The sequence below is a fragment of the Bacillus sp. PK6-025 genome (assembly GCF_056530265.1).
In genome coordinates, this window is sequence record NZ_CP096509.1 from 569,543 (window position 1) to 595,022 (window position 25,480).

At 41.7% G+C, this 25,480-nt stretch carries 21 protein-coding genes, 7 tRNA genes and 2 pseudogenes; 22 read left to right on the top strand and 8 right to left on the bottom strand.

Going from position 1 to position 25,480, the window contains the following annotated elements; translation table 11 throughout:
• Window positions 1-6 precede the first annotated feature (6 nt).
• From M1D67_RS02880 to M1D67_RS02905, 6 genes are all read left to right on the top strand, one after another.
• A complete protein-coding gene (locus M1D67_RS02880) occupies window positions 7-1,014 on the top strand; it encodes a PP2C family protein-serine/threonine phosphatase (protein WP_020450261.1) in 1,008 nt (335 codons plus the stop codon).
• A 58-nt stretch (window positions 1,015-1,072) separates the two neighbouring features.
• Complete coding sequence (locus M1D67_RS02885; RefSeq protein ID WP_020450262.1) at window positions 1,073-1,399, top strand: anti-sigma factor antagonist; 327 nt, start codon at window positions 1,073-1,075, stop codon at window positions 1,397-1,399.
• Complete coding sequence (rsbW, locus tag M1D67_RS02890) at window positions 1,399-1,881, top strand: anti-sigma B factor RsbW (RefSeq protein ID WP_020450263.1); 483 nt, start codon at window positions 1,399-1,401, stop codon at window positions 1,879-1,881. The genes M1D67_RS02885 and rsbW overlap by 1 nt, the downstream gene beginning before the upstream one ends.
• On the top strand, window positions 1,847-2,638 hold the full coding sequence (sigB, locus tag M1D67_RS02895) for an RNA polymerase sigma factor SigB (RefSeq protein ID WP_026580590.1): 792 nt from the start codon (window positions 1,847-1,849) through the stop codon (window positions 2,636-2,638). Before rsbW ends, sigB begins: the two co-directional genes overlap by 35 nt.
• Window positions 2,635-3,234 (top strand): PP2C family serine/threonine-protein phosphatase, encoded by a 600-nt coding sequence (locus M1D67_RS02900; protein WP_023857857.1) that lies wholly within the window; start codon window positions 2,635-2,637, stop codon window positions 3,232-3,234. Before sigB ends, M1D67_RS02900 begins: the two co-directional genes overlap by 4 nt.
• Window positions 3,235-3,311: 77 nt before the next feature.
• Window positions 3,312-5,474: a Tex family protein gene (locus M1D67_RS02905; RefSeq protein ID WP_026580592.1), complete on the top strand. Its 2,163-nt coding sequence runs from the start codon at window positions 3,312-3,314 to the stop codon at window positions 5,472-5,474.
• A 41-nt stretch (window positions 5,475-5,515) separates the two neighbouring features.
• Here the strand turns inward: M1D67_RS02905 and M1D67_RS02910 are convergent, their stop codons facing one another.
• Window positions 5,516-6,073, bottom strand: coding sequence for a TetR/AcrR family transcriptional regulator (locus M1D67_RS02910; protein WP_020450267.1), 558 nt, complete (start codon window positions 6,071-6,073; stop codon window positions 5,516-5,518).
• A 153-nt stretch (window positions 6,074-6,226) separates the two neighbouring features.
• Between M1D67_RS02910 and M1D67_RS02915 the strand changes: the two genes are divergently transcribed.
• Both M1D67_RS02915 and M1D67_RS02920 read left to right on the top strand, forming a co-directional pair.
• Complete coding sequence (locus M1D67_RS02915) at window positions 6,227-6,850, top strand: GNAT family N-acetyltransferase (protein ID WP_023857855.1); 624 nt, start codon at window positions 6,227-6,229, stop codon at window positions 6,848-6,850.
• Between the two features lie 140 nt (window positions 6,851-6,990).
• Window positions 6,991-10,110 carry an MMPL family transporter gene (locus tag M1D67_RS02920; protein WP_479831578.1) on the top strand — a complete coding sequence of 1,040 codons (3,120 nt, stop codon included), beginning with the start codon at window positions 6,991-6,993 and terminating at the stop codon, window positions 10,108-10,110.
• Between the two features lie 166 nt (window positions 10,111-10,276).
• Here M1D67_RS02920 and cmpA read toward each other — a convergent pair whose 3' ends face one another.
• Window positions 10,277-10,387 carry a cortex morphogenetic protein CmpA gene (gene cmpA / locus M1D67_RS02925; protein WP_023857852.1) on the bottom strand — a complete coding sequence of 37 codons (111 nt, stop codon included), beginning with the start codon at window positions 10,385-10,387 and terminating at the stop codon, window positions 10,277-10,279.
• Between the two features lie 111 nt (window positions 10,388-10,498).
• On the opposite strand from cmpA, the gene M1D67_RS02930 reads away from it, so the two are divergent.
• From M1D67_RS02930 to M1D67_RS02965, 8 genes are all read left to right on the top strand, one after another.
• Window positions 10,499-10,960: a SprT family protein gene (locus tag M1D67_RS02930; RefSeq protein WP_479831579.1), complete on the top strand. Its 462-nt coding sequence runs from the start codon at window positions 10,499-10,501 to the stop codon at window positions 10,958-10,960.
• Between the two features lie 116 nt (window positions 10,961-11,076).
• A tRNA-Asn gene (locus M1D67_RS02935) sits at window positions 11,077-11,151 on the top strand.
• Between the two features lie 2 nt (window positions 11,152-11,153).
• Window positions 11,154-11,244 (top strand) — tRNA-Ser (locus M1D67_RS02940).
• A 28-nt stretch (window positions 11,245-11,272) separates the two neighbouring features.
• Window positions 11,273-11,344, top strand: a tRNA-Glu gene (locus tag M1D67_RS02945).
• Between the two features lie 12 nt (window positions 11,345-11,356).
• Window positions 11,357-11,431, top strand: a tRNA-Gln gene (locus M1D67_RS02950).
• 8 nt (window positions 11,432-11,439) lie between these two features.
• Window positions 11,440-11,515 (top strand) — tRNA-Lys (locus tag M1D67_RS02955).
• A gap of 12 nt (window positions 11,516-11,527) precedes the next feature.
• Window positions 11,528-11,610, top strand: a tRNA-Leu gene (locus tag M1D67_RS02960).
• Between the two features lie 20 nt (window positions 11,611-11,630).
• Window positions 11,631-11,714 (top strand) — tRNA-Leu (locus M1D67_RS02965).
• Window positions 11,715-11,803: 89 nt separating this feature from the next.
• Here the strand turns inward: M1D67_RS02965 and M1D67_RS02970 are convergent.
• A pseudogene (locus tag M1D67_RS02970) lies at window positions 11,804-12,584 on the bottom strand (tyrosine-type recombinase/integrase); the annotation flags it as partial.
• A gap of 267 nt (window positions 12,585-12,851) precedes the next feature.
• Here M1D67_RS02970 and M1D67_RS02975 point away from each other — a divergent pair.
• Window positions 12,852-13,472, top strand: coding sequence for a hypothetical protein (locus M1D67_RS02975; RefSeq protein WP_105980731.1), 621 nt, complete (start codon window positions 12,852-12,854; stop codon window positions 13,470-13,472).
• Window positions 13,473-13,487: 15 nt separating this feature from the next.
• Window positions 13,488-13,760 carry a DUF3986 family protein gene (locus M1D67_RS02980; protein WP_023857848.1) on the top strand — a complete coding sequence of 91 codons (273 nt, stop codon included), beginning with the start codon at window positions 13,488-13,490 and terminating at the stop codon, window positions 13,758-13,760.
• Window positions 13,761-14,491: 731 nt separating this feature from the next.
• On the opposite strand, the pseudogene M1D67_RS02985 reads toward M1D67_RS02980, so the two are convergent.
• Window positions 14,492-15,004 (bottom strand): annotated as a pseudogene (locus tag M1D67_RS02985) (ATP-dependent DNA ligase); the annotation flags it as partial.
• A 301-nt stretch (window positions 15,005-15,305) separates the two neighbouring features.
• Here M1D67_RS02985 and M1D67_RS02990 point away from each other — a divergent pair.
• On the top strand, window positions 15,306-15,947 hold the full coding sequence (locus M1D67_RS02990; protein WP_035337139.1) for a glycoside hydrolase family 11 protein: 642 nt from the start codon (window positions 15,306-15,308) through the stop codon (window positions 15,945-15,947).
• 1,033 nt (window positions 15,948-16,980) lie between these two features.
• Here the strand turns inward: M1D67_RS02990 and desA are convergent.
• A complete protein-coding gene (gene desA / locus M1D67_RS02995; RefSeq protein WP_106071074.1) occupies window positions 16,981-18,009 on the bottom strand; it encodes a Delta(5) desaturase DesA in 1,029 nt (342 codons plus the stop codon).
• Window positions 18,010-18,605: 596 nt separating this feature from the next.
• On the opposite strand from desA, the gene cspC reads away from it, so the two are divergent.
• On the top strand, window positions 18,606-18,809 hold the full coding sequence (cspC, locus tag M1D67_RS03000) for a cold shock protein CspC (protein WP_023857842.1): 204 nt from the start codon (window positions 18,606-18,608) through the stop codon (window positions 18,807-18,809).
• Between the two features lie 357 nt (window positions 18,810-19,166).
• Here the strand turns inward: cspC and M1D67_RS03005 are convergent, their stop codons facing one another.
• The 3 genes from M1D67_RS03005 to M1D67_RS03015 all read right to left on the bottom strand — a co-directional run bounded on the left by M1D67_RS03005 (window position 19,167) and on the right by M1D67_RS03015 (window position 21,903).
• Window positions 19,167-19,277: a BC1881 family protein gene (locus tag M1D67_RS03005; RefSeq protein ID WP_095323767.1), complete on the bottom strand. Its 111-nt coding sequence runs from the start codon at window positions 19,275-19,277 to the stop codon at window positions 19,167-19,169.
• A 481-nt stretch (window positions 19,278-19,758) separates the two neighbouring features.
• Window positions 19,759-20,220 carry a CarD family transcriptional regulator gene (locus tag M1D67_RS03010; protein ID WP_023857841.1) on the bottom strand — a complete coding sequence of 154 codons (462 nt, stop codon included), beginning with the start codon at window positions 20,218-20,220 and terminating at the stop codon, window positions 19,759-19,761.
• Window positions 20,221-20,901: 681 nt separating this feature from the next.
• Window positions 20,902-21,903: a zinc-dependent alcohol dehydrogenase family protein gene (locus M1D67_RS03015; protein ID WP_219192361.1), complete on the bottom strand. Its 1,002-nt coding sequence runs from the start codon at window positions 21,901-21,903 to the stop codon at window positions 20,902-20,904.
• A 552-nt stretch (window positions 21,904-22,455) separates the two neighbouring features.
• Here M1D67_RS03015 and M1D67_RS03020 point away from each other — a divergent pair.
• Together M1D67_RS03020 and M1D67_RS03025 are read left to right on the top strand one after the other, a co-directional pair.
• The gene (locus M1D67_RS03020) at window positions 22,456-23,841 is read left to right on the top strand and encodes an aminotransferase-like domain-containing protein (protein ID WP_479831580.1); all 1,386 of its coding nucleotides are present in this window, start codon (window positions 22,456-22,458) and stop codon (window positions 23,839-23,841) included.
• Window positions 23,842-23,938: 97 nt separating this feature from the next.
• The gene (locus M1D67_RS03025; protein WP_105980734.1) at window positions 23,939-25,237 is read left to right on the top strand and encodes an MFS transporter; all 1,299 of its coding nucleotides are present in this window, start codon (window positions 23,939-23,941) and stop codon (window positions 25,235-25,237) included.
• The last annotated feature ends 243 nt before the right edge of the window (window positions 25,238-25,480 follow it).

Here is a 25,480-nt window from a genome sequence, read left to right on the forward strand (position 1 = left end):
GAAGGAATGGATTTCAGGGAAGTGATTGAGCAGCGCTATCGACAGCTGCTTAGCCGTTATATATCTGAATTAACAGAGACATCCCTTTATCAGGGGCAGAAATTCAGCAGAAAAACGATTGAACATCAAGTGCCGCCGGAAGAGATTATCAGCATACACCGAAAAGTTCTGTCTGAATTATATCCGGATCTTCCGGACCATGTGTTCCATTCTCTCGATTTTTTAATTGAAGTGATGATTGGATACGGTTTGGCCTATCAAGAACATCAGACATTAAGAGGAATTCAGCAGGAAATTAAATCGGAAATCGAAATTGCCGCAAATGTCCAGCAAACGCTGCTCGAGACGAAGATCCCGAAAGTTGAAGCGCTCGAAATCGGGGCGGTCAGCGTTCCGGCTAAGCAAATGAGCGGTGATTATTATCATTTTGTACGGGACAAGGAATCGATTAACATCGCCATTGCAGATGTGATCGGAAAAGGAATACCGGCCGCGTTATGCATGTCGATGATCAAATATGCGATGGACTCTCTTCCGGATTCGGGCACATCTCCTTCACAGGTGCTGAAAAACCTGAACAGGGTCGTCGAACAAAATGTGGACCCTAGCATGTTTATTACAATGTTTTACGGTAATTATCATCTTCAAAAACACCTATTTACGTTTTCATCTGCCGGTCATGAACCTGGCTTTTATTATTCTTGCAGGGAAAATAAATTTTACGATTTAAACGCAAAAGGCCTCGTTCTTGGCATTTCATCACAATACGACTATGAGCAGTACGAGCAAAAACTGGATATTGGCGATATGATCGTTCTTTTTTCAGATGGTGTAACCGAATGCCGGACAGACAGCGGATTTTTGGAGCGGTCTGACTTGCAGAACCTGATCACTGTACATATGGAGAAACCGGCTCAGCAAATGGTTGACTGTATATACGAACATCTGCTCAAGCTTCAGGATTTTCAGCTTCATGACGATTTTACTCTCATTGTTTTCAAAAGAAAGGTTTAAAGTTTCTCTTCGCTGGGTAATAAACCAGTAGCTCATTAAGAGAACCAGAGGTGATATTGTGAATTTGGCAGTTGATACGAAAAAAAATGATCATGTGATAGAAGTAAAAGTGGCGGGCGAAATTGATGTGCATACGGCTCCGGCATTGCGGGATGAGCTGATGCCGCTCGCGGAAGAAGGAAAAGATCTCAAAGTTTCTCTGAAAGACGTTTCATATATGGACAGTACAGGGCTGGGTGTATTTGTCGGCATTTACAAAGCGGTAAACAGAACTGGGGGTTCTTTAGTGCTTGAAAATCTGTCAGAGCGTTTGATCCGTTTGTTTGATATTACAGGCTTAAAGGACATCATTGATATTTCTGGAAAGTCAGAGGGTGGATTATAATGAAGAGAGCAGCTGATTACATTGAAATGAAGTCACCTGCCAAACCTGAATACGTAGGAATCATTCGTTTAACCCTGTCGGGGATTGCAAGCAAGATGGGGTATTCTTATGATGACATCGAAGATTTGAAAATTGCGGTCAGCGAAGCGTGCACAAACGCTGTGCAGCATGCTTATAAAGCAGACAAAACTGGAGAGGTCTCCGTCAGATTCGGCGTGTTTGAAGACCGCCTCGAAATCATCGTCGCAGATCAGGGAGACAGTTTTGACATTCACGATAAACAGAAAGGGCTGGGGCCATATTCCCCTGAACATACGGTAGATCAATTGTCAGAAGGAGGGCTCGGTTTATATTTAATGGAGACGCTCATGGATGAAGTGCGTGTCCAGATTGACTCAGGCGTAACCGTCTCGATGACAAAGTTCTTAAACAGGGAGCGAGTTGATGATGGCACAACCGTCCAAAACTACGAAACTAACTAAAACCGAAGTCGACACGCTGATCAAAAAATATCAGGATCGCCAGGATGAAGACGCTCAGCTGACCCTTGTTCAGACATATAAAAATCTGGTGGAAACACTCGCCAAAAAATACTCAAAAGGAAAAAGCTTTCATGAAGATTTATGCCAGGTTGGGATGCTCGGATTGCTTGGAGCCATCAAACGCTATGATCCCGATGTTGGAAAATCGTTTGAAGCGTTTGCGATTCCGACCATTATCGGAGAAATCAAACGGTTTCTCCGTGATAAAACCTGGAGCGTCCACGTCCCGAGAAGGATCAAGGAGCTCGGGCCGAGAATTAAAATGGCGGTGGATCATTTAACGAATGAAACGCAAAGGTCCCCAAAAGTCGATGAGATTGCCGAGTTTCTTGACGTCACAGAAGAAGAAGTGCTGGAAACAATGGAGATGGGCAAAAGCTATCAGGCGCTTTCCGTCGACCACAGCATTGAAGCGGATGCAGACGGCAGCACGGTGACGATCCTCGACATCGTCGGCTCGCAGGAGGAAGGCTATGAAAAGGTGAACCAAAAGCTGATGCTTGAAAGCGTATTGCACGTACTGTCCGACCGCGAAAAGCAAATCATTGAGCTGACTTACATTCAAAACAAAAGCCAAAAAGAAACCGGTGACATGCTGGGCATATCGCAAATGCACGTCTCACGTCTGCAGCGCAAAGCTGTCAAAAAGCTGCGGGAAGCGTTGGCTGAAGATCCGTTTATGGAGCTTAAACCATGATTTGGACTGAGTCGAATGAACATATGCAAGCGCTTGTTTATCAGCTTCCTAAAGAAGGAAAAGCCGTCTGCGGAGACAGTTTTTATTTCCATGCGACTGACGAAACTATGGTGTGCGCGCTGGCCGACGGGCTTGGCAGCGGTGCGATGGCACAAGAATCCTCCGCGGTTATCAGCGAAGTTGTCGAAGAGCACGGTCATGAAGAAGTCGCAAGCTTGATGGAACGGTGCAATCAAGAGCTGAAACATAAGCGCGGCGCAACTGTGGCGATTTTAAAAGCCGACTTTCGAACAAGAACGATTGCTTACAGCTCTGTAGGCAATATCCGCTTTATCTTGTACGCTCCTTCGGACAAATATATCCACCCTCTCCCTGTGACGGGATACATGTCGGGAAAGCCGCAAACATACAAAACATTCACCTACACGTATGAAAAAGGGTCAAGATTCATCATTTATTCAGACGGATTGGAAGTACCCGCTCTCCGGTCTTATTTAAAACAGCACCACACACCTGGAGATATATCGAATCAGCTTGAATCATACACACTAATGGGAAAAGACGATCTCACCTATATCATCGGACAGCTTTTTTAAAGAAGCTGCCCTTTGATATAGGTGTTTTTCTGTTTGTTTTGGTACACTAAGAAGACAACATTCTTTTGGAGGCTACAATGGATACTTTAGCGTTAATCGTCAAACAAATCGCAAAAGAAACAGAGCTTGCGTCAAAGCATGTCGAGAGTGTCATTCAATTGTTAGAGGACGGAAACACCGTTCCCTTTATCGCGAGATACCGCAAAGAACAAACGGGCTCCATGGATGAAGTCCAAATTCAAACAATCTCCGAACGCTGGGGATACATCCAGCATTTAAATCAGCGGAAAGACGAAGTCATCCGGCTGATCGACGAACAGGGTAAGCTGACCGGACAGCTGAAGCTCGATATCGAAAAAGCGGACAAGCTCCAGGAAGTTGAAGACTTATACAGACCATTTAAACAAAAACGAAAAACGAAGGCGACGATCGCCAAAAGCAAAGGCCTTGAACCTTTGGCTGATTTCATCATCGCGCTCCCGCGCAACGAAGACGTAATAGCCGAAGCACGCAAGTACATAAATGAAGAAAAGGAAGTCATGAGCGCCGAAGAAGCGCTTGAAGGAGCAAAAAACATACTGGCTGAACGGATCTCAGACGAACCGGAATACAGAAAGTGGATCCGGCAGGAGACTTTTAAAAGAGGAACGCTGAAATCCGCGGTGAAAGACGCCGAAGCCGATGAGAAGAAAATCTATGAAATGTATTATGAATATGAAGAGCCGATTCAAAAAATCGTTCCTCATCGCGTGCTTGCGGTTAACCGCGGCGAAAAAGAGGAGATTTTGAGAGTGTCGGTCGAGCCGCCGGCAGACCGCATTCAAGCTTACTTGGAAAAACGAATTTTACAACACAAGCAAACAAGTGCTCAAGATGTGCTGAAAAGCGCAATCGAAGACGGCTATAAGCGCCTCATTCAGCCGTCCATCGAAAGAGAAATCAGAAAAGAATTGACGGAAAAGGCGGAAGATCAAGCGATTCACATTTTTGCCGAGAATCTGCGCAAGCTGCTGCTGCAGCCGCCGATGAAAGGAAAGCTCGTTCTCGGCGTCGATCCGGCATTCCGCACAGGCTGCAAGCTTGCAGTTGTCGATGAGACGGGAAAGATGCTCAAGATCGATGTCATATATCCGCACCCTCCCGTCAATAAAAAAAGCGCGGCCATTGAAAAAGTGAAACGCATCATCGAAGATTTTCAAATTGAGGTCATCGCCATCGGGAACGGAACGGCATCAAGAGAGACGGAACAATTTATCGCCGATCTTTTGAAGGACATCGACAGAAAGGTGTACTATCTGATCGTCAATGAAGCGGGAGCCAGCGTCTACTCGGCATCAGAGCTTGCGAGGGAAGAATTCCCGGATCTGCAGGTTGAAGAACGGAGCGCCGTGTCGATCGCACGCAGACTCCAGGACCCGCTCGCCGAACTTGTCAAAATCGATCCCAAGTCGGTCGGTGTCGGCCAGTACCAGCACGATGTCAGCCAGAAAAAACTAAACGACTCGCTCCGCTTCGTGGTGGAAACCGTCGTCAACCAAGTCGGCGTCAACGTGAATACGGCGTCAGCCGCGCTCTTGCAATATGTAGCCGGACTATCGAAAACAGTCGCGGCCAACATCGTCAAAAAGCGGGATGAAATCGGAAAATTCACGAGCAGGAAAGAGCTGAAAGACATTCCACGCCTGGGCGCGAAAACGTATGAGCAATGCATCGGCTTTTTAAGGGTGCCTGACGGCGGTGAACCGCTCGACCGCACAGGCATCCACCCTGAGAGCTATAAGGAGACGAGAGAGCTTCTGAAAAAGCTCGGCCTATCAACAGCCGACATCGGTACAAGAGAGCTTCAGGACAAAATCAACGAACTGAATATTTCCGAAGCAGCAGAACAGCTTGGAATCGGGGAAATCACTCTGAAAGACATTTGCGCCCAGCTGACAAGGCCTGAGCGCGATCCGAGGGATGAAGTCCCTAAACCGCTCTTAAAAACCGATGTGCTTCAATTGGAGGACTTAAAAGAAGGGATGGAACTGCAGGGGACAGTGCGGAACGTCGTTGACTTCGGGGCATTTGTCGACATCGGCGTGAAACAGGACGGGCTCGTCCACATTTCCAAGCTCAGCCATTCCTTCGTCAAGCATCCGCTTGACGTGGTATCGGTCGGGGACATTGTTACCGTATGGGTGGAAGATGTCGATGCTGCAAAAGGAAGGGTATCCTTATCAATGGTGAGGGATCGATAGTCCAGCTTGCCGGAGCTTTGTTTCTCCGGCGGGCTGATCTTTTACACTCCGATTTTTAACAGAATGCGGTGGATGACGCCAGCCACATGAGCCGGCGTCTGAACCATCCCTTCATTGATCCATTCCTCCAAAACGCCGACTACTCCTGAGACGACAAATGATATTTCCATTTCATCGCATGTAACCTCGTTTTCCGATTGCTCTATCATGCTCAATTCTTCAAAAATTTTCCTCTGGAAAAAGTCTTTAAATTTATTGATGGTCAAAATGTTTCCTTTCGGTTTCGTCAATAAAGTGAAAATCGCAGCGTTTTGATAAATATATTCGGTCGTTTTTTCGATGAAGGTGAGCAAATTGTGCGGATCTTCGCTCGGAAAATAATCATCGTAAAATCTCCCCAGCTGATCAAACAATTCATTTTCTATTTGTTCATACAAGTCAAAAATATCTTTATAATGAAGATAAAAGGTTCCGCGTCCTAAATCCGCGCGCCTCGATAAATCAGAAACGGTGATTTTATTGATTTCTTTCTCATGGAGCAGTTTTAAAAAAGCCTCTTTTATCGCTCTTTTCGTCTTGATTGATCTTCTGTCCTCCATCGTTTTGCCCTCCGTTTATAGACAAATTTTCATGTGTTGTTCATTATTGAACAGCTTAATCACGATTGCCGATTGAACATTGCTTTTGCTTCAAATTATAATGAACATGTGTTTATTAATCAATAGCTGTTCATATTTTCGAGGAGGTTTTCAATGATTCAATATCGTCTGGCTTCAGCTGATCACTTGGACGAGGTGGCACAACTGTTTCATGAGTCTTTTGACAACTATCCGTTTATGGATTTGCTTGTAAGACCCGAAAAGAAAAACCCCGAATTCTTTTATGAACTGCATAAAGTCATCACTCAGGCATATATAAATAGGCGGGGGTGCTTTATCGGTGTTGTGAATGGTGAGATCGTCACCGCGGCCCTCTTAAAACATCGGGATGATCCAGACGTTGGAGTGATGGATTATATATCAGCTGGAGGAATAAAGTTGTTTATAAAAGGGGGCCTTTCCGCGGTATGGAATATGGTGAATGTGGCGGAAGAGGCGAAAAGATCGTACAAGGGCATCAAACAGCAGAAATGGTATTTGGAGGCGTTGGGGGTCTCCTGCTTCCATCAGGGCAAAAGTTTCGGCAGCAAGATGATCAATGACTGCCTGGTCCCTTTCATCCGAAGAAACGGAGGCGGGATCCTCGCTTTAATCACCAACACGAATTTAAATCGATCGTTTTACAAAAAGAACGGATTCGATGAATTTAGTGCATTTCCCCTTAAGCGATTCGGCCGTGAAATAGGAAATTGGAGTTTCAAAAGAACAATTTACTAATGTATTAGAAAGCCGATATAAAAAGTACGACGGCTTTCATGTTGATCAGCAAAACACGAATGTTTTGTCTGACGGCAGCAACCAGCCGTCTTTTTTTAATGAAAAACCCGCACAGCTCATAGAGGAGGAATAAAACGTCAATGAGAACGATTATAAAGGCGAGATGGATTATTGCGGCGCTCTGGATTGCAATGGCCGCCGTCTTATTCATCACGGCGCCCGATATGGGGCAATTAACAAAGGAGAAGGGCCAGATCGCGGTCCCTGAAGGCTATCCGTCTTCTTACGCGAACAAGCTTCTCGAACAAATGTCAAAAGACGGGGATACGGACAAATCGGTTGTCGTCGTATTTCAGGACAAACAGCTCCTGCCGAACCGGGAGGCGGCTTTAAAAAAAGCGATCACCATTTTAGAAAAGGATTCCTCCCTTCACGTCTCAGATATTACATCATACTTTGACGCGGAGGAGGATATTCAAAAGCAGCTGTTGTCAAAGGATCGAACGACGCTGCTTGTACCTGTCACATTTGATGCGAACAAAATCAGTGCGGCCGATTTTAAAGCAAAGGTAAATGAAAAGCTCAAACCTTTAAAGCTTGACTACGAGATGACCGGACAGCCGCTCATTGATGATGATGTTATAACAAGTTCACAGGAAGGCCTGAAGAAGACCGAATATATCACGGTCGGTTTTATTTTAATCGTATTGATTCTCGTCTTCCGTTCTGCGGTTGCGCCTTTTGTCCCGCTTTTGGCGGTCGCGTTTTCCTACCTTGTGAGCCAGTCCGTCGTCGCCTATCTTGTCGAATACGCTGATTTTCCGCTGTCCACGTTTACGCAAATTTTCATGGTGGCGATCATGTTCGGAATCGGGACGGATTACTGCATTCTTCTTTTAAGCCGTTTTAAGGAAGAGCTTGCCCACGGGAAAGACAAGATTGAAGCTATCCTGACAACGTATAAAACGGCGGGAAAAACCGTTCTGTTCAGCGGATTCGCCGTTTTGATCGGTTTTACTTGCATCGGCTTCGCCGAATTCCAGCTTTACAAATCTGCGGTCGCAGTAGCGGTTGGTGTCGCAGTCTTGATTTTGGCGCTTTTGACGATCGTGCCGTTTTTTATGGCTGTTTTGGGAAAAGTGCTGTTTTGGCCCGTCAGAGGGAATATCGGGCATCCGCAGTCAAAACTATGGGAAACCGCCGGCCGTTTCGCATTCAGTAAGCCGCTGATCAGTCTGTTGATCGTAGCGGCCGTGGCCGTTCCGCCGATCTTAATGTATAAAGGAACGCTTTCCTACAACAGCCTTGATGAAATCGGAGATCAATACGAATCCGTCAGTGCATTCAACACCATCTCCGACAAGTTCGGGCCTGGGGAATCTTTACCGGTAACGGTCGTCCTCAAAACATCGGATGCGCTCGATACCAATGACGGGCTGATCGCAATTGAAAAAATCAGCCGCGCCATTGAACAGACAAATGGCGTCAGCAAAGTTCGCAGTGCGACCCGTCCGGTCGGAAAAGGACTGAGCGACCTGTATGTCAAAACACAGGCAAACGAACTGAATAAAGGGCTTGAGAGCGGCAATAAAGGTCTGAAAAAGATCAAAGACGGGCTTGCCGAGGCGAGCAAGTCGATCGCGGATCAGAAGCCGCAAATCGAAGCGTCCGGAAAAGGAATCAATCAGCTGATCAAAGGAACCGAATCGATTAAAGCCGGCATCAGCGACGTTGAAGCCAATATGAGAAAGCTGAAGGACGGTACAGACCAAAGCAAAGAAGGCGTCGCCCGGGCGAAAAAAGAAATTCAAGCTGCGAAAAAACAGCTGACGGCGCAGGTCGATCAATTAAATGGACAAATCGAAAACTACAAAGAAATATCGAAAGTCTTGAAAGCAGCATTGTCACAAGCAGAAAGTGCCCAAGGCATAACGGCTGACGTGCAAAAGATGATCGAGCAGACAAATCAAAATTTCAAAAATCTTGAAAACGAAATTCCCGAAGTGAAGGAGAATCCTTCTTATTTAGCGATCAAAGGCTCTTACACAGAGCTTGCATCGGCAATCAAGCAGGGATCGCAGAAAGCGGCCGTTTACACGAAGCAGGCGGCAAACGCGAAAAAGCAGCTTGAAGCAGCAGATGCATTTATCGCAAAAGCGCAGGAAGAGCAAAAAGTGTACACAAGCAAAATCGATGCTCTGATCAACGGCCTCGGCCAAATCGAAAAAGGACTTGAAGAGACATCGAAGGGGCAGGGACAGCTCGCCGATTCGCTGCCTAAGCTCGAATCAGGAGCGGGCGATGTCGCTGAAGGCCAAAAGCAGATGAAGGAAAAAGTCGGAGAATTCGCCGGCCAGCTCGATCAATTAACAAAAGGTTTGAATTCAAGCGTGGACGGCCTCGAAAAAATTTCAAGCGGTCTGATGGGGGCAGGCGACTACCTGGATCAGCTGAAAAACGCATCGGATCAAGAAATGTCCGGCTGGTTTGTCCCTAAAGAAGTCCTGAAAAACAAGCAGTTTCAGCAGGTATTTAATTCCTATATGTCAGACGACCGCCATATCACGACGATCGATGTGATATTGGAAGGCAATCCGTACGGAAACGGAGCAATTGCTAATGTTAAAGATATTGAAGCGTCCGTAAAACGGGCTCTTCCCGATACGCATTTGAACGATGCATCATTTGGCGTCGGCGGCGTTTCCAGCATCAATGCCGATCTGAAGCAGCTGTCAGACCAGGATTTCAGCAACACGGTGATCTATATGATGATCGGAATTTTCCTGATCCTCGTCCTGCTGTTCCGTTCTATTGTCATGCCGGTGTATTTGGTCGGATCGTTGATCTTGACGTACTTTGCATCCATCGGTATAACCGAGTTTATTTTCACGGCGTTTTTCGGCTATCCCGGCCTCAACTGGGCGGTGCCTTTCTTTGGATTCGTGATTTTAATGGCGCTTGGTGTGGACTATTCGATCTTCCTGATGGAACGCTTTAACGAATATCGGGGAACGGATATTAAAACGGCGATGATTAAATCGATGAAAAATATGGGGTCCGTTATTATTTCAGCTGCTGTCATTTTGGCGGGAACCTTCGCGGCGATGCTGCCGTCCGGCGTTTTATCGCTTCTGCAAATCGCCACCCTAATACTGACGGGTCTCTTGCTGTATGCATTCGTCATGCTGCCGCTGTTCGTCCCTGTGATGGTTCGGATCTTCGGCTCAGCCAACTGGTTTCCGTTCAAAAGAAAAGAATAAACGGCTCGTCCATCCACAGAAGAATCATTCGCCCATGCTCCCCGAAATCGGGCGGTCAGCTCCATTTGGGGAGTAACGGGCGCCATTGTGTGAGATGATAAAAGGACCGGTGAAGATGATGAGGAAACAGAAGAAATTCCGTTCGGGCTCCGATGAACACTGTCTATCAGCAGTGTTTTTTTCTGTAAAAATACCAGCACTGATTCAGCAATTTAATCTGGTAATGATCTTTTTCATAAAAAGCTCTCTGCATCTGGCTTTTGAGCCAATTCGGCATTGCTCATCCCTCCTCAGGCTCTTATCATAAGAGTATGGGTGTTGTGTATTAGTTTATGCCGCCCGGAATTTGTCCTGTTCAATGTTTTTAAAAATGAGGTGGACCGAAGCAATGGACGAACAACAACTGCAGCAGCTGACAGAACAGCTATCGCTCACATATTTTAAAAAACCGTTCCGGCACCGCGCTTACTTCAACAACCGCCTGAAAACGACCGGAGGCAGGTATTTGCTGAATTCCCACAATATCGAACTGAATAAAAAATACCTGACAGAGCACGGGCAAAATGAGCTTGAAGGCATCATCAAGCATGAATTGTGCCATTACCACCTCCATCTTGAAGGAAAAGGCTACAAGCACCGCGACAAAGATTTTAGAACGCTATTAAAGGAAGTCGGTGCGCCGCGATTCTGCACGCCGCTCGCAGGAGAGAAAAAGCCGCAAAGAAAAGTACGCACATACAAGTGCGAAGCATGCGGACAAACGTTTCTCCGAAAGCGGAAAATGGATACAAGCCGTTACGTTTGCGGCAAGTGCGGAGGGAAAATAAAAGAAATCATAAAAAAGGGTTGACTGATCAGGCTTGTCTATGATAAATTATAAAAGCCGTCGCAAGACGAGACACAAAGACAAATTGTTCTTCTTGACACATTTTGTCGACATATTTATAATAAAATGAGTCTGATCATTCCACAGTAGCTCAGTGGTAGAGCTATCGGCTGTTAACCGATCGGTCGCAGGTTCGAATCCTGCCTGTGGAGCCAATGGAGAAGTACTCAAGTGGCTGAAGAGGCGCCCCTGCTAAGGGTGTAGGTCGCGTAAGCGGCGCGAGGGTTCAAATCCCTCCTTCTCCGCCATTAGGAAAATATGATGCTGACTTCATATGGCCCGTTGGTCAAGTGGTTAAGACACCGCCCTTTCACGGCGGTAACACGGGTTCGAATCCCGTACGGGTCATTTCTCATATGTTGGGCTATAGCCAAGCGGTAAGGCAACGGACTTTGACTCCGTCATGCGTTGGTTCGAATCCAGCTAGCCCAGCCATTATATTTGAGCCATTAGCTCAGTTGGTAGAGCATCTGACTTTTAATCAGAGGGTCGAAGGTTCGAGTCCTTCATGGCTCACCATTGTTTTTTCACGCGGGTGTGGCGGAATTGGCAGACGCGCTAGACTTAGGATCTAGTGTCTTTACGGCGTGGGGGTTCGAGTCCCTTCACCCGCACTTTAAAAACAACATATCATGCGGTCGTGGCGGAATGGCAGACGCGCTAGGTTGAGGGCCTAGTGGGTGAATAACCCGTGGAGGTTCAAGTCCTCTCGGCCGCATTATAGGAATACCAAGGGTTTAAGCGCCCTTGGTATTTTTTATATTCATCTAGTTTTTTGTCTCCTGTGCCCACACCGTGCCCACTTACTTAAAATAAGTCGTCTAACTTGTCCGTCATTTCTTTCTGTTTATTGGGATATAGGTGTCCGTATACATCTATTGTTGTTTTTACAGAAGTATTTAATTTTACGACTGAAAATGTCCTTTGATGATGGAGTGTCTTTATATTGAAAAATATAGGACTCATCTGAATGAAGAATATTGAGTTTTTTAAATAAATCCTCTTGTTTCTCTCTCCAATAGTCTAGGAGAGAGAAAAGTTTTCTATTAATGCTTATGCGCCGAATAGAATTTTTTGTTTTGGGTAACGTCACTATAAACTCTTTGTTTAAATATGTTGCAGATTTGCGAACATCTATTTCCATTAATATTCGGTCTATGTCTTTCCATTGGAGGGCTAACATTTCACCGCACCTCATTCCGGTGAAAAAGGCTAGTGCATAAAATGTTTTAAAAATGACTTGATCATCAGGAATTAAGTTGATAAATTTTTTAAATTCCTCCGGTCTCCAAAATTTCATCTTTTTTCGATCAAGAGGGAGTTGTTTGATTTTGCTGCATGGATTGTTTTGAATAAATTTTTCATTTTGGGCTGTCTCGAATATTTTATTTAAAGTGGATATGATATTATTTACGGATTTATTGCTCAGTTTCTTATCGAGTAAGTGATTTCTAAAATCGATGATATGGGTGTGCGAGATCTTTTGTAGATCAGCATTTTTGAAATATTCTCGAATGTGTTTATTTATTGTGTATTGCTGAATTTAGTAATAATTTGGCTTGCTGTCGACCTTGCAGTTTTTTAAATGCTGATAAACTCTCTGTTCCTATAGCTGTAGCATTATAATGAAATTTTGAAAATCCAAAACAAAGATTATGTTGCATTTATTGATGCTGAGGAAGGAACATGTCACTTTAAAGACAGGATTTTTTTGATTCAATAAAACCTATTTATCTTGAGCAGAATGGAAACACCATCCACGCAATACTTGATTACTTAAAGTAAAATTAGCTGTTGATTTTCATACCATATATTGATATATTTGGAATAAAAATAATTAACTAGGAGGTCAAATATGGCGAAAAAGTTTATTAAAACTATTGTCTCACTTTTGGTCTTTGTGTTGGTTATGGGTGTTCTAAGTCCATTATCTCAAGCAATTGAAGAGGGGAAAGAGGATGAAAGCATTGATTTCAACTCAACTCTCAATACATTGAATGAGATTTTTCCAAAAAACATTGATGGAATATCATCAATTTCAACAATCAATAAAAAGGACATTCAAAGTTTGGATAATGAAAAGTTTGAAAAAGAGTTTGATTTTTTAATAGAAGACCCAGTATTTCAGCAGTTAGAACAGGTGCTTGCCAAACAAGAGATTAAGGACGCTGAAATAAAGCCGATGTGGGTGCCAATTGTTGCTACAGCTTTAAGGGTCTTAATTAGCAAAGTTGGCAGGTCTGGAATGAAAAAAGGTTGGGCAATCGCGAGACCATATGTTGAAAAAGCTTTAAAGGCGCCGAGTAAATATAAGATTGATGGCCCCGGTGGTGGTGGCAGAATTATTCAAGTTCGTTTAAAATCTACCGGAAAACCAATTTTCAGATTAGATTATTATCCAGTTAAGACGGGAGGCCCCTATAAACTTCATTACCATGTGCCGCCTAACATGAAAAAACATCATATCATTTTCTAAAGGGAGGGTTTCCTAATGAATTATGATGAAACGCAACATCTACATATTAGTTACGATAAAAATGGATTAGATCTTGAAGCAGTAGGATTAAAGAGACTAGATGTTGATGTTTGGGACGTGTATTTTAACTTTCAGGATCATGCAATGGATGAGCCGTCTTTGAAGTTTTCAAAAATCGATCCATTCGGTTGTAAGATATTCTCGATAACAAGTAAAGATTTAAGTGAAGATGAAGCTACTCAATACTTCGAACTTTGGATTAAACATGAGTTAAATAAAGCTCTCTAATTTAAGCTCCTTTGCTACGAGGGAGCTTTATTGTACGCTAAGAAAGAATAAGCACAGCATAGCAATATGTATCTTGAGCAGAAGGGAAGAGGTAGCGCTTATTCTTTATTCAATGCCTCAACAAAACGCCACCCGTACAATTCTTTTCTCATTTCAAGGTCATCAGTACCATCACCACCTTGGCTTAAAAGAATCAATTCAGCAGAAAACCACTCTTCAAGAACCTCTTCAAATATTTCACAATAGTTTTTCGAGGACTTTTCACCTATTCTTTGGTGTATTAATTCTTGTTCATGAAAAAAAAAGGGGGGATTTATTCTATGCAGGATGCGCTCTATTTGCTTGATGAAGCAGAACAGGCTTTAGAGGATACATGATAAAGCTTTAACTTCTGAAGATTTGCAACATACCTTCGCCTTTAAAATTAAAAAATCTTTAGCTGCTTTAAACATGGATAGACCTTGTTAAATAAAGAGGGAATAGAGAACCACTTTGGTAAGTTCGTACTCCATTTTTACTCCATAATTAATAAAAAACAATCAAATTTTGTGTAATCAACGATGTAATGAAAATAAGCTTTCATAAGCAGTGATAAGCTTCCACTTTATTGAGGGCCTAGTGGGTGAATAACCCGTGAGGTTCAAGTCCTCTCGGCCGCATCATAGGAATACCAAGAGTTTTGACACCCTTGGTATTTTTTGTTTTGTTGTTGTATTTTTACTTTAATGAAAAATAGGCTCAATAAATACATATTCATCAGATTCAGACTTTACTTGTTTCATAGAGTGGAACTTACTTCGTTCTGCATGTGGCATGAATTCCATAAACCCAGCTGCAGTTCTATCGGGATGGGGAAAATTTTATATCCGTTTTGGTGTGCCGGTAATAACGACTTCGGTGTAATGATAATTGATCACTTTCAGCCAATAATGAGAACGTGTATTAATTTCATCAGGCGAGTCAGCTTTCTTGAGCACGATTCCCTCTGAAATTTTTTCTTTGACCAAGGCAAAGTAAGCTAGTCCGTTTCCTTGAATTCCTTCGATAGGATGATTCAGTTCAAGTGAATTCAGAACTGTCTTACGCCACAGTGAGCGGCTTGTTGGCGATTGACCGACTGTCTTTGTAGAAACATCGAAAACACAGTAAACAATCTGATGAGCTGACTTTTTGGACATGAAACGTTCCATTACAGCTTCAAAGTCAGGAGCACCACCTGGGGCAGCTACAATGACTTCACAATCTCTCATGTATATCTCCTTTATACGAAATGGTATAAATAGTTATTAATTACAAATATTAATCCGTCAGATTTATGATTCTGCGAAAAGAGGATAAGGCTATAGTTTTACAAGAACACTTATAATGTGATTTTTTAGGTCTTTGTAATTAAATTACATTTATTTATGATATTCACTCATGAATTCATGGTATTATATTGAAGAGAACGATCAAAAACTTTGGCATTAGTAATTAATAATGTTTTAAATCTATACGGGTGCTACCTCATGTCAAAGTCAGAATAATTATTATAGGAGGTAACATATGTTTAAGTTTAAAAGGAATTTCTTAGTTGGATTAACGGCAGCTTTAATGAGTATTAGCTTGTTTTCGGCAACCGCCTCTGCAGCTAGTCCAGACTACTGGCAAAATTGGACTGATGGCGGCGGAACAGTAAACGCTGTTAATGGGCCTGGCGGGAATTACAGCGTTAATTGGTCTAATACCGGAAATTTCGTTGTTGGTAAAGGTTGGACTACAGGTTCGCCATCTAGGACAATAAACTATAATGCCGGAGTTTGGGCGCCGAATGGCAATGGATATTTGGCTTTATATGGTTGGACGAGAGCACCGCTCATAGAATATTATGTAGTGGATTCATGGGGTACTTATAGACCTACTGGAACGTATAAAGGTACTGTAAAAAGTGATGGCGGCACATATGACATATATACAACTACACGTTATAATGCACCTTCCATTGATGGCGAAAAAACTACTTTCACGCAGTACTGGAGTGTTCGCCAGACGAAGAGACCAACTGGAAGCAACGCTAAAATCACTTTCAGCAATCATGTTAGAGCATGGAAGAGTCATGGAATGAATCTGGGTAGTATTTGGTCTTATCAAGTCTTAGCGACAGAGGGATATCAAAGTAGTGGAAGTTCTAACGTAACAGTGTGGTAACAGATCATCTTTAATCAGGGGTAGCGGCTGTTGATCGTTCCTTGAGACATTTTATAATCATTGTTAATGTGAGTGACTAAGAGGCGATGGTCTTTTAGTTGGGATTCCAATGTATTCCTCGGAGTGGGGAAAACGATTGTTTAGGCCTTGATAGGAAAACACTGGATTAAAGGGAAAGCAAGGTTATAGAATTTGAACCAGTATAAATTTTAAAGCAGGCATATGCCTGCTTTATTTTAATGCGCTATTAATGATTTTTGCATGTATTCCATCTAATTTGTACCCTAAAAGTATTTCCTCAGTTGCTTCATTCGTAAAGTGAGGAATTCCTTTTATTTCGGCTAATTTTTCTCTGAAATTTCAACCGAAGAGCAAATTGAAAAATACAAAGAACGAGCAAGAAGAACAGAATATGATCATTGGAAGGATTGAATTATATTTAGACTTTTCTGTTGTGAAGGCACGAGCTTTTACAACAAATATAAAAGGGTTCAATCGAGGATTCCGTCAAATAAAAATAACTCCAGGATATTGGTCGAGGGTCCGAATTAACGAAAAAAAAAGACAATAGTGAAACCTTTTTTTTGTTATCAATCTCATGGATAGACCATTTTAAAAAACAAAAAAATCTTAAGAACCACTTTGGTAAGCTTTACGAAATTCGTTTGAAAAGCTTACTCCATTTTTACTTCATCATTCTTAAAAACAATGAAGTTTTATGTAATTGGTGTAAAGAGATACCATGAAAACAAGCTTTCATAAATCGTGATAAGCTTCCACTTTATCGAGGGCCTAGTGGAGGCAACCCCGTGAGGGTCAAGTCCTCTCGGCCGCATACCAATCATACCGAGGGTTTAACTACCTTTAGTATTATTTTTTTGCAGAAAATACGGCAATAAATGTACCGTGTGGTGAAGTATGCAAGTATATTTGGCACTAAAAAAGTGCTGACCTCTGCACAAAACCGTTGTGCGAGTCTGCACTTTTATTTTGCAAGATACACTGCCTGCTATCATCGATTATGGGGAGTTGTTTAATCCGTTCTTAGGTGTGCTGATATTTGGTTTTTAGAAGCTTTTTTTAAGTGGCTAAAACCAACAAATTTTTTGCTTTCTTCATCCCACAGGCGGAACTTTAATGACTTAAGACTTGTTGCCAGTGTAATGGTCGGAACGTTTTGCAATGGTTTAATGTTGTTATGCACTTCTTCAAGCTTATAGTTTGGGACTCTCGGGCTTAAATGATGAACATGATGGAAACCGATATTGCCTGTTAGCCATTGCATGACTTTTGGAAGCTTATAAAAAGAGCTTCCTTCAACTGCTGCTTTTACATATTCCCAATGCTCATCTTCTTCAAAATAAGAATCCTCAAACGTATGCTGAATATAAAACATCCAAATTCCGAGAGATCCCGATATCATAAAAATTGGCGCCTGAACCAGCAGGAAGTTTTGCCAGCCAATAGCCCAGCATAAAAGTGCTGTCAAAGCGACGATTCCCACGTTCGTTACATACGTATTCATCCGTTCTTTGCGTTTTGCCCCTTTACGATTAAAACGATTGGTAATCCCGAAGACGTAAATCGGCCCAATCATAAACATAACAAACGGATTTCTGTACAAACGGTACATTATTTTTGTCTTAGTTGAGGCTTCCTTATATTCTTCAACGGTCAGTACCCAAATATCGCCTGTACCGCGTTTGTCCAAGTTGCTGCTTGTCGCATGGTGGACAGAATGGTCGCGTCCCCAGTGATCAAAAGGATGCAAAGTCAGAATTCCTGTAATTGTTCCAAGGATTCGATTCGCCATTTTGTTTTTAAAAAAGGAGTAGTGGCAGCAATCATGAAAGATTATGAAGGTTCTCACTAAAAAACCTGCCGCAACAACAGAAATCGCTAATGTAAGGAAATAAGAAATCGACAAGCTCTTATATGCCAAACACCATAACAGGAAAAATGGCACCAATGTGTTAATGATTTGAGAAATACTTTTTTGTAAATCGGACTTTTCATAAGGTGTAACCAGTTTTCTCAAAGTCCTTAGGTTTTGCTCATTCATTTTTTAATGTTTCCCTCCTATGATGATCTAGAAAACGTTTTATTGCCTTTGAAGTCCCTGCGTCATCCACTATAAATGACAAGTATCTTTCCTATTCTTCTATAAAATCATTGGAAATGAGAAGCTGATTTCCAGCTCGATTAAATGTTTATTAGCAGAGCCAGCCGGGATACAAATGCGTATGAAAATTATACCCGGCTCTTTATCGGGCCAAACGCTCTCCCTGCTCCCCTAGGGAATCGGTTTATTTAGTCCGTGAGCATTGATTGTTTGAGGACATTACTAGTAAGGTTTGAAGACACTCTGATTCATTTTCACGGTGTTTTTAAACCATGGTTATTAGACCTGTTAGACATGTTATAAATTCAATGCAGAATTATTGAGACTCCGCTTCTGCACTGACATCCACATTTAGGAAATAATGCCATGAATAAAACAAAAATATGAATTGCAATTATTTCCGTTTCCTGCTATGATAAAGAAGAATTATTTTTGTTCGGTGTAAAGGATAGTATGAATATCGACTTTTCGTCTTGATGATACTTTGGGCAAGGATAGTAATACAATGTGTGGTAACGCACTAGGAGGCAACAAAAATGGAACAAGGTACAGTTAAATGGTTTAATGCAGAAAAAGGTTTTGGCTTTATCGAACGTGAAAATGGAGACGATGTATTCGTACACTTTTCTTCAATCCAAGGTGACGGATTCAAATCACTAGACGAAGGTCAAAAAGTAACATTTGACGTTGAGCAAGGTGCTCGTGGAGCTCAAGCTGCTAACGTTCAAAAAGTTGCTTAATTTTCAATCGTTTATACAAGCAGGCTCTTTATATAGGGCCTGTTTTTTTTATGTTCTCTGTATAATGCTTAATAAAAAACCCTACTCAACGTTCGAGTAGGGAGGTAGTAAAAGGTAATAGAAAAAGATTTAACGCTTCAAAGGTTGTTTACAGTATAACATACTGGATTGACAATATGCGGAATGTATATAAAATATTTATTTTTTTTTCGAATGCAATTACTTTTTATTTTTTTTCACTAACTTGCTCGTTAATTTAAGTACAAGACTTCGCAATCTAAGTCCTACAAATCACTGGCATCAAACATCAAACAAAAAGGATCATCCCTTTTCGTAAAGAATCATCCTTTTCTTCGTTCATTCAACAATTTTTAGATATTTTGGATCAATGAAAATAACAGCTGGTCCATCTACAAGAATTCTGCCAACTTCAATTTTTACATAAGACTCAATCTTAATAGAAGTAATCTAGTTATAGAAATTCCATCATTTTTTATTGTTGTCCATATATTTAGATGTTACCAACTCGCGTATCTCTTTTATGAAAGGAAGATAAACGATTCACTGCCGAAGTGAATAAAAAAAATTCTTAAAGATAAAGGTGAGATTGATTGTTCTTTCTTCTAGAAATCATCACTTAGATATACCTAAAACAATGGAAGCCCTGCCTCTCTTCCATCCTTACGGCTCCTTGTCCGTGCCAGTGTGAATCAGGATTACAAAAATCAAGTGACGATTTAATCGAGTTTTTTGATAAACTGTAAATGTTCTGTAGAAGAAATTTAAGTTATAAAAATGGATTAATTGTAGGAATAACAAAAGAGGTTAATGTTCTAAAAATAAGTTGAAGAAGTTAAACGTCTTTGAAATGATTTACTTTTAATTATCATAATGTTACCGGAAATTACAGGATGTTTTTTTGGATGCAATATATTATCTATAATGAACTTTAACTGAAACTTTTTATTTGATTTTCAGTGATTCCTTTAATTACTTCCAGTTCACTAATCAAAAATTCATATGCATTATCCAACATTTTTTTTTCGCTTGCATTAAGTGCTTTTTCTTTATTCATACGCATTAAATCACGTACAACTTCAGCGCCTTCTTGTATTTTACCCGTTTTTATTTTGTTCGTGTTTACTTTAAACCTTTGTTTCCACGGCAGTAACCGATCTGATTCTCCATGCTGGAAAATGTGTATAATGTGTTTTAATGCAAGTATATCAGTAACAGGTCGTATACCTGAACTCAATATTTTACCCGTTGGAATCATAACTTGCATATTACTGATTGACATTTTTATGACATAATACTGTTGTTTTTCCCCTAAGAATTCTTTTTCTTCTATGGCTTCAATTATACCTGCTCCTTGCATTGGATAAATAATGTTGTCGCCAATTTGAAACATATCATCCACCTCCATATATGGTATCCTTCTTAAGATTACCATATATTCGATTTTTCATCAAATATTTAATAATAACATGATCATATTTTTGATGTCAATAAATTTCTTTAAAAAATCAGATTAAGCAAAAACAACAAAGCAATAGTGAACGTGTCGTATCGCAAAAAGGAAAGGTCACCTCGTTCTTTTCTCTATTTGCTTGTCTATTTTTATATTTTTCGCCTGTATATCTTCTACAGTTTCTTTTTTAACCTCATTACGAAGTTTAAATTTATCAGCAGAAACCTCTACCTGCGATAAAATTGGTGAAATTTTTGTCAGCTTTTTTACATAACGTGACTGGTGGCAAGTCTATTAAAATAACCAACTTTAATTAGCTTTTTGTTCCTTTATGAAAGAATAGTTGCCACCTTTCACTTTCGGTACTTCCATATTAAGCTATGCAATGTTTCTGTTTTCTTGAGTCATCATTGATCATATGTAGTCAGATCAACGTCAGGAGCTAACATATGCGCAGTCATCTCCTTCACCGAGGAAGAAGTACACAGTATCCCGTTCGGAATTGACCTCGGATTTGTATTTATGGAACTGTATTTTGTTGAGCTCGATCGACAAAAGGAATGGGGCAATTGCATTTTCTCCTCCCACATCTCGAATTTGTTAATGAAAATCAATCAAGTGTTACATCTTCTTCTTCACTGCAAAGTTCAACAGTATTTTTCCATTCAAACCCGGCTGTTCATAATGCTTCAACGCATCATAAAAATCTTCAAAATCATATATTTTTTCTGGGGCATTGATGACCATTCTTCCGCTCTCAACGAGCTTAATCACCTCCGAGAAGCGATTGCGGTATTCAGAAACGGAATGTCTCTCATTCCAAAGTCTTAAGGCGAATAATTGCGGTGATACATGGTATACATCGTGAAGCTTTCTCCAATCGTTTGGTATACCTGACAACAGACCATAACTGACAAACGTTCCTTCAGGTTTTAACGTCCTCGCCAGCAGTTCGCCGCTTTCTCCTCCAATAGAGTCAATTGCATGGTCAACACCGATGTCGCAAGCATCAGAAATCTGTTCATATATAGAACCGTTGGAAGCGTCGATGACTCGCCATGCCCCAAGTTTTTGAAGTTTTTCTATCTTGCGGCTGTTTCTTGTAATGACAATTAAACGGAATCCCAGTATAGTAGAAATTTGCGCAAACAAACCTGCAATAGATGTACCTCCGCCATTCATTAACACAATTTCATTCGGCTGAACACACAATGATTCCGTACAAATTAGCCAGGCTGTTAATGGATTAATATACAGTTGACTGGCGTCGTTATCACTTATTGATGGAGGCAGCTCTATTGCATAATCAGCTTTGGTGGTTACATATTGTTGCCAAGTTCCCTCTCCTCTTACAGGGAGGACCCTTTTTCCAATCAATGATGGTGATACATCTTTGCCCTGATCTATGACAATTCCCACACCATCATATCCTGCAACAGCCGGCAGCTTAATTCTATGAGAATAGGCCCCTCTAATTGGAAGCAAATCTGATGGATTAATTGGACTGGCAATCATTTTGACAAGAATTTCATTTGGCTGAAGAGGAAGCTTTTCTCCGGTATATAGCTGTAATTTTTGAAGCGGATCACCAAATTCCTTATATATTAATGAAACATTATTCATGATTTGTTATTGGCTCCTTAGTTTAATACTTCTATAAATAAACTTGCACTCTTTTGAGATTATGTCAATATTGTCTTTGTTTTTAGCTCCTAGTGTAAGTGCAGCTTCTACTACAGCGCAGACACAACAAAGAAATATCACCCAGACTGTTAGCTATCCATCTGTAGGACAACTGTCTCAAAAAGAAATTCATATCATGGCGCTCATGATAATCCTAAACATCAAAGAGTTTCCATACTCAGCACTGGGCTTCGGCGTTAGCCAAAAAATTAGCTTAACAAGCACTCCGGTACATACTTGAAAGAGCCGTGATTGCTAAAAAATTATGCCAAAAAGGCGAAAAACGGTTTTTATAAAGTAGCAAACTACATTGAAAAAGTCCAACATTCAAGAAAAATGAATTGTTGCAATTTTTATAAAAGCCGGACTTCCACCTGATGTTTCGATTTAGTACCTATTACTTAAAGTCGCAGTCTAACTTGTCCGTCATTTCTTATAATTGTTTTATAAACAGCACAACCATATAATAGAACGAAAAAAGGATGGCGTATCATGCCGATCAATTCTTTTGAAAACTATCCGATGAGCTGGAAGCCATCGATTGATAAAACTGAAAAGCCCATTTATAAAGCACTTGCAAGGCAATTGGAGCAGGATATAGTAAACGGAGTTTTATTGCCTGGAACAAAGCTTCCTCCTCAGCGGGAACTGGCTGATTATTTGGATTTAAATTTGAGTACCATTTCAAAGGCGTTTAAAATGTGTGAGTTAAAGGGCCTGTTAAGTGCAACTGTTGGGAGCGGCACATTTGTATCGTATGATGCGTTATCGAATGCGTATTTACTTGAGGATACAAAGCCAAAGCTCATTGAAATGGGCGCAACACTGCCGGATCATGCTTCTTACGAGCCGCTCATGCTCCATTTGAGCAGCATGCTGCAAGAGACAGATTATGAAAAATGGTTTGGTTATGGCCGGGCGGGCGAAAGCCTTTGGCAAAAGGATGCAGCTGTAAAGCTAATTCGAAGAGGCGGTTTTGAAACAACCGTTGAGCACATTTTATTTGCAAATGGGGGACAAAATGCGATCGCTGCCGCATTGGCGGGTCTTTGTAAGCCTGGAGACCGCATTGGTGTTGATCATCATACATATCCCGGATTAAAAACTGTTGCATCAATGCTAAGTGTGCAAATCGTACCGATAAAATCCGAGAACGGTGAAATGAAGCCGGAGTCACTTGAATATGCTTATAAAAATGAAAACATTACAGGCATTTATTTGATCCCGGATTACCATAACCCGACAGCTTCCTTTATGTCTGTAGAGAATCGAAAGGTCATCGCAGAAATTGCAAAAAAGTATAATTTGTTTGTTATTGAAGATGCATCGTACCATCTTCTTGGCAAAAATCCACTTCCAGCCCTTGCATCATTCGCGCCGGAACAGGTGATCCATATCGCAAGTTTATCTAAATCATTGGTACCGGGGCTGCGACTGGCGTATGTTGCAGTGCCGTATCAATTTAAGGAGCCGGTTTCGAGGGCGCTTTATAATTTAAATATAACGGTTTCCCCGCTATTAGCAGAACTTGCTGCGCGCACGATTGTATCAAATCAATTTGAAGTCTTAATTGAGGGGCATCGTGAACAAACGATTTGCAGAAACCAAATCGCAAATCGATATTTTGCTGACTATACGTGTTTAGGTGGTGAAACAGGCATCTTTCGGTGGTTGTTGTTACCGGGTGGGATTACAGGTGCTGAATTTGAAAAATTAGCTGCTGAACATGGAGTGCAAGTGTATGCGGCTGAACGCTTCGTAGTTGGGAATAGTTGTCCGGAAAGGGCGGTAAGGGTTTCTGTATGTGCACCAGAAACGCTCGAAGAGCTTGAAAAAGGATTAATAATCCTTAGGCGCTTGCTAAACGATCTTGCCTAATTATTGTCCGCCATACAATTTCAATATTGTATGGTTTTTTTGCGCGTGTTATGATGATTCAAATCTAGTTGGAGGTTGATCAAGGAAGGCAGGTTAGATCATGCTGCACAAAGAAAGTGTAAAATCGTTAGACGTTCAATCAGCTTCATTACAAAGCTACATTGGTTCCCCAGAAAAACAAAAAACGTTATACAAGCGTACATTATTTGTGGTAAGTGTTTCACAAATTTTTGGCGGTGCAGGGCTGGCGGCAGGAATTACTGTCGGTGCCCTTATTGCTCAGCAAATGCTCGGAACGGATGCTTACGCAGGGGTCCCGACAGCTTTATTTACTTTAGGATCAGCGGGGGCAGCCTTATTTGTAGGCAGACTTTCTCAACGCTATGGTCGTCGTGCAGGCCTTTCAGCCGGTTTTGTGATTGGCGGTCTTGGAGCAATAGGAGTTATCATTGCAGCAATCATAAATAGTATTTTCTTGTTATTTGCTTCATTGCTTATTTACGGTGCTGGAACAGCGACAAATTTACAAGCTCGTTATGCGGGTACGGACTTGGCAAATCGTAAGCAGCGGGCGACTGCTGTCAGTGTGACGATGGTTATGACAACATTTGGCGCGGTTGCGGGTCCGAATTTAGTGAATGTGATGGGGGGTTTCGCCCATTCTATCGGTGTTCCGTCATTAGCGGGCCCTTTCATTTTAGCCGCGGCGGCATATATCTTAGCAGGTGTTGTCCTATTCATCATGCTTCGTCCAGATCCATTAGTTATCGCAAGAACAATCGAATCGAGCAAGCAAGAGCCAAGTGATAAAGGACATTTGACAACAACTGAACACACAGAAAACAAAAGAGGTGTAATCGTTGGTGCGGCAGTTATGGTTCTTACCCAAATTGTAATGGTCGCTATTATGACAATGACACCAGTTCATATGAGACATCATGGACATGACTTGGGTGCTGTCGGTCTTGTTATTGGCTTTCATATAGGCGCCATGTATCTCCCTTCACTTGTTACAGGGGTTCTTGTTGATAAGTTGGGACGTACTGCAATGGCAATTGCATCTGGAACTACGCTGCTTCTGGCAGGCTTAATAGCAGCATTTGCACCGGGAGATTCTATGGTTCTTATCGTAATTGCTCTTTCTTTGCTGGGATTAGGGTGGAATTTTGGTTTGATAAGCGGGACTGCACTGATAGTTGATTCAACTGAAACGGCCACACGGGCGAAAACACAAGGTACGGTGGATGTTCTGATTGCGTTGTCAGGAGCTGCCGGCGGAGCATTGTCCGGAATGGTTGTGGCAGGCTCAAGTTATCTAACATTATCACTTACTGGAGGAATTTTATCCTTATTACTCATTCCTGTGGTGGCATGGTCTCGTGGAGGTAAAAGATAAGCCGGATGCATTCAATTCGGGAGTCCAAGACAAAAACTTAGTATAAATCCCTCATTCGTTTCGATAAGAACACATTCATGTTGCTTGAACAGTAACATTTTATGCCCAAAATACAAATTTCAAATGCTTGAAATAACTTTTGTAACGGACAAAATACTTTCACTTTTATTGAAGTCCTTATGGGGGAACCCCCCATGAAGGTTCAAGTTTTCTCGGCAGTATCACCGAATACCAAGGGTTATG

Coding starts and splice junctions, on each gene's coding strand:
- M1D67_RS02880 (WP_020450261.1), top strand. CDS start 7: ATGGATTTCAGGGAAGTGATTGAGCAGCGCTATCGACAGCTGCTTAGC.
- rsbW (WP_020450263.1), top strand. CDS start 1,399: ATGAAGAGAGCAGCTGATTACATTGAAATGAAGTCACCTGCCAAACCT.
- sigB (WP_026580590.1), top strand. CDS start 1,847: ATGGCACAACCGTCCAAAACTACGAAACTAACTAAAACCGAAGTCGAC.
- M1D67_RS02900 (WP_023857857.1), top strand. CDS start 2,635: ATGATTTGGACTGAGTCGAATGAACATATGCAAGCGCTTGTTTATCAG.
- M1D67_RS02905 (WP_026580592.1), top strand. CDS start 3,312: ATGGATACTTTAGCGTTAATCGTCAAACAAATCGCAAAAGAAACAGAG.
- M1D67_RS02910 (WP_020450267.1), bottom strand. CDS start 6,073: ATGGAGGACAGAAGATCAATCAAGACGAAAAGAGCGATAAAAGAGGCT.
- M1D67_RS02915 (WP_023857855.1), top strand. CDS start 6,227: ATGATTCAATATCGTCTGGCTTCAGCTGATCACTTGGACGAGGTGGCA.
- M1D67_RS02920 (WP_479831578.1), top strand. CDS start 6,991: ATGAGAACGATTATAAAGGCGAGATGGATTATTGCGGCGCTCTGGATT.
- cmpA (WP_023857852.1), bottom strand. CDS start 10,387: ATGCCGAATTGGCTCAAAAGCCAGATGCAGAGAGCTTTTTATGAAAAA.
- M1D67_RS02930 (WP_479831579.1), top strand. CDS start 10,499: ATGGACGAACAACAACTGCAGCAGCTGACAGAACAGCTATCGCTCACA.
- M1D67_RS02975 (WP_105980731.1), top strand. CDS start 12,852: ATGGCGAAAAAGTTTATTAAAACTATTGTCTCACTTTTGGTCTTTGTG.
- M1D67_RS02980 (WP_023857848.1), top strand. CDS start 13,488: ATGAATTATGATGAAACGCAACATCTACATATTAGTTACGATAAAAAT.
- M1D67_RS02990 (WP_035337139.1), top strand. CDS start 15,306: ATGTTTAAGTTTAAAAGGAATTTCTTAGTTGGATTAACGGCAGCTTTA.
- desA (WP_106071074.1), bottom strand. CDS start 18,009: ATGAATGAGCAAAACCTAAGGACTTTGAGAAAACTGGTTACACCTTAT.
- cspC (WP_023857842.1), top strand. CDS start 18,606: ATGGAACAAGGTACAGTTAAATGGTTTAATGCAGAAAAAGGTTTTGGC.
- M1D67_RS03010 (WP_023857841.1), bottom strand. CDS start 20,220: ATGTTTCAAATTGGCGACAACATTATTTATCCAATGCAAGGAGCAGGT.
- M1D67_RS03015 (WP_219192361.1), bottom strand. CDS start 21,903: ATGAATAATGTTTCATTAATATATAAGGAATTTGGTGATCCGCTTCAA.
- M1D67_RS03020 (WP_479831580.1), top strand. CDS start 22,456: ATGCCGATCAATTCTTTTGAAAACTATCCGATGAGCTGGAAGCCATCG.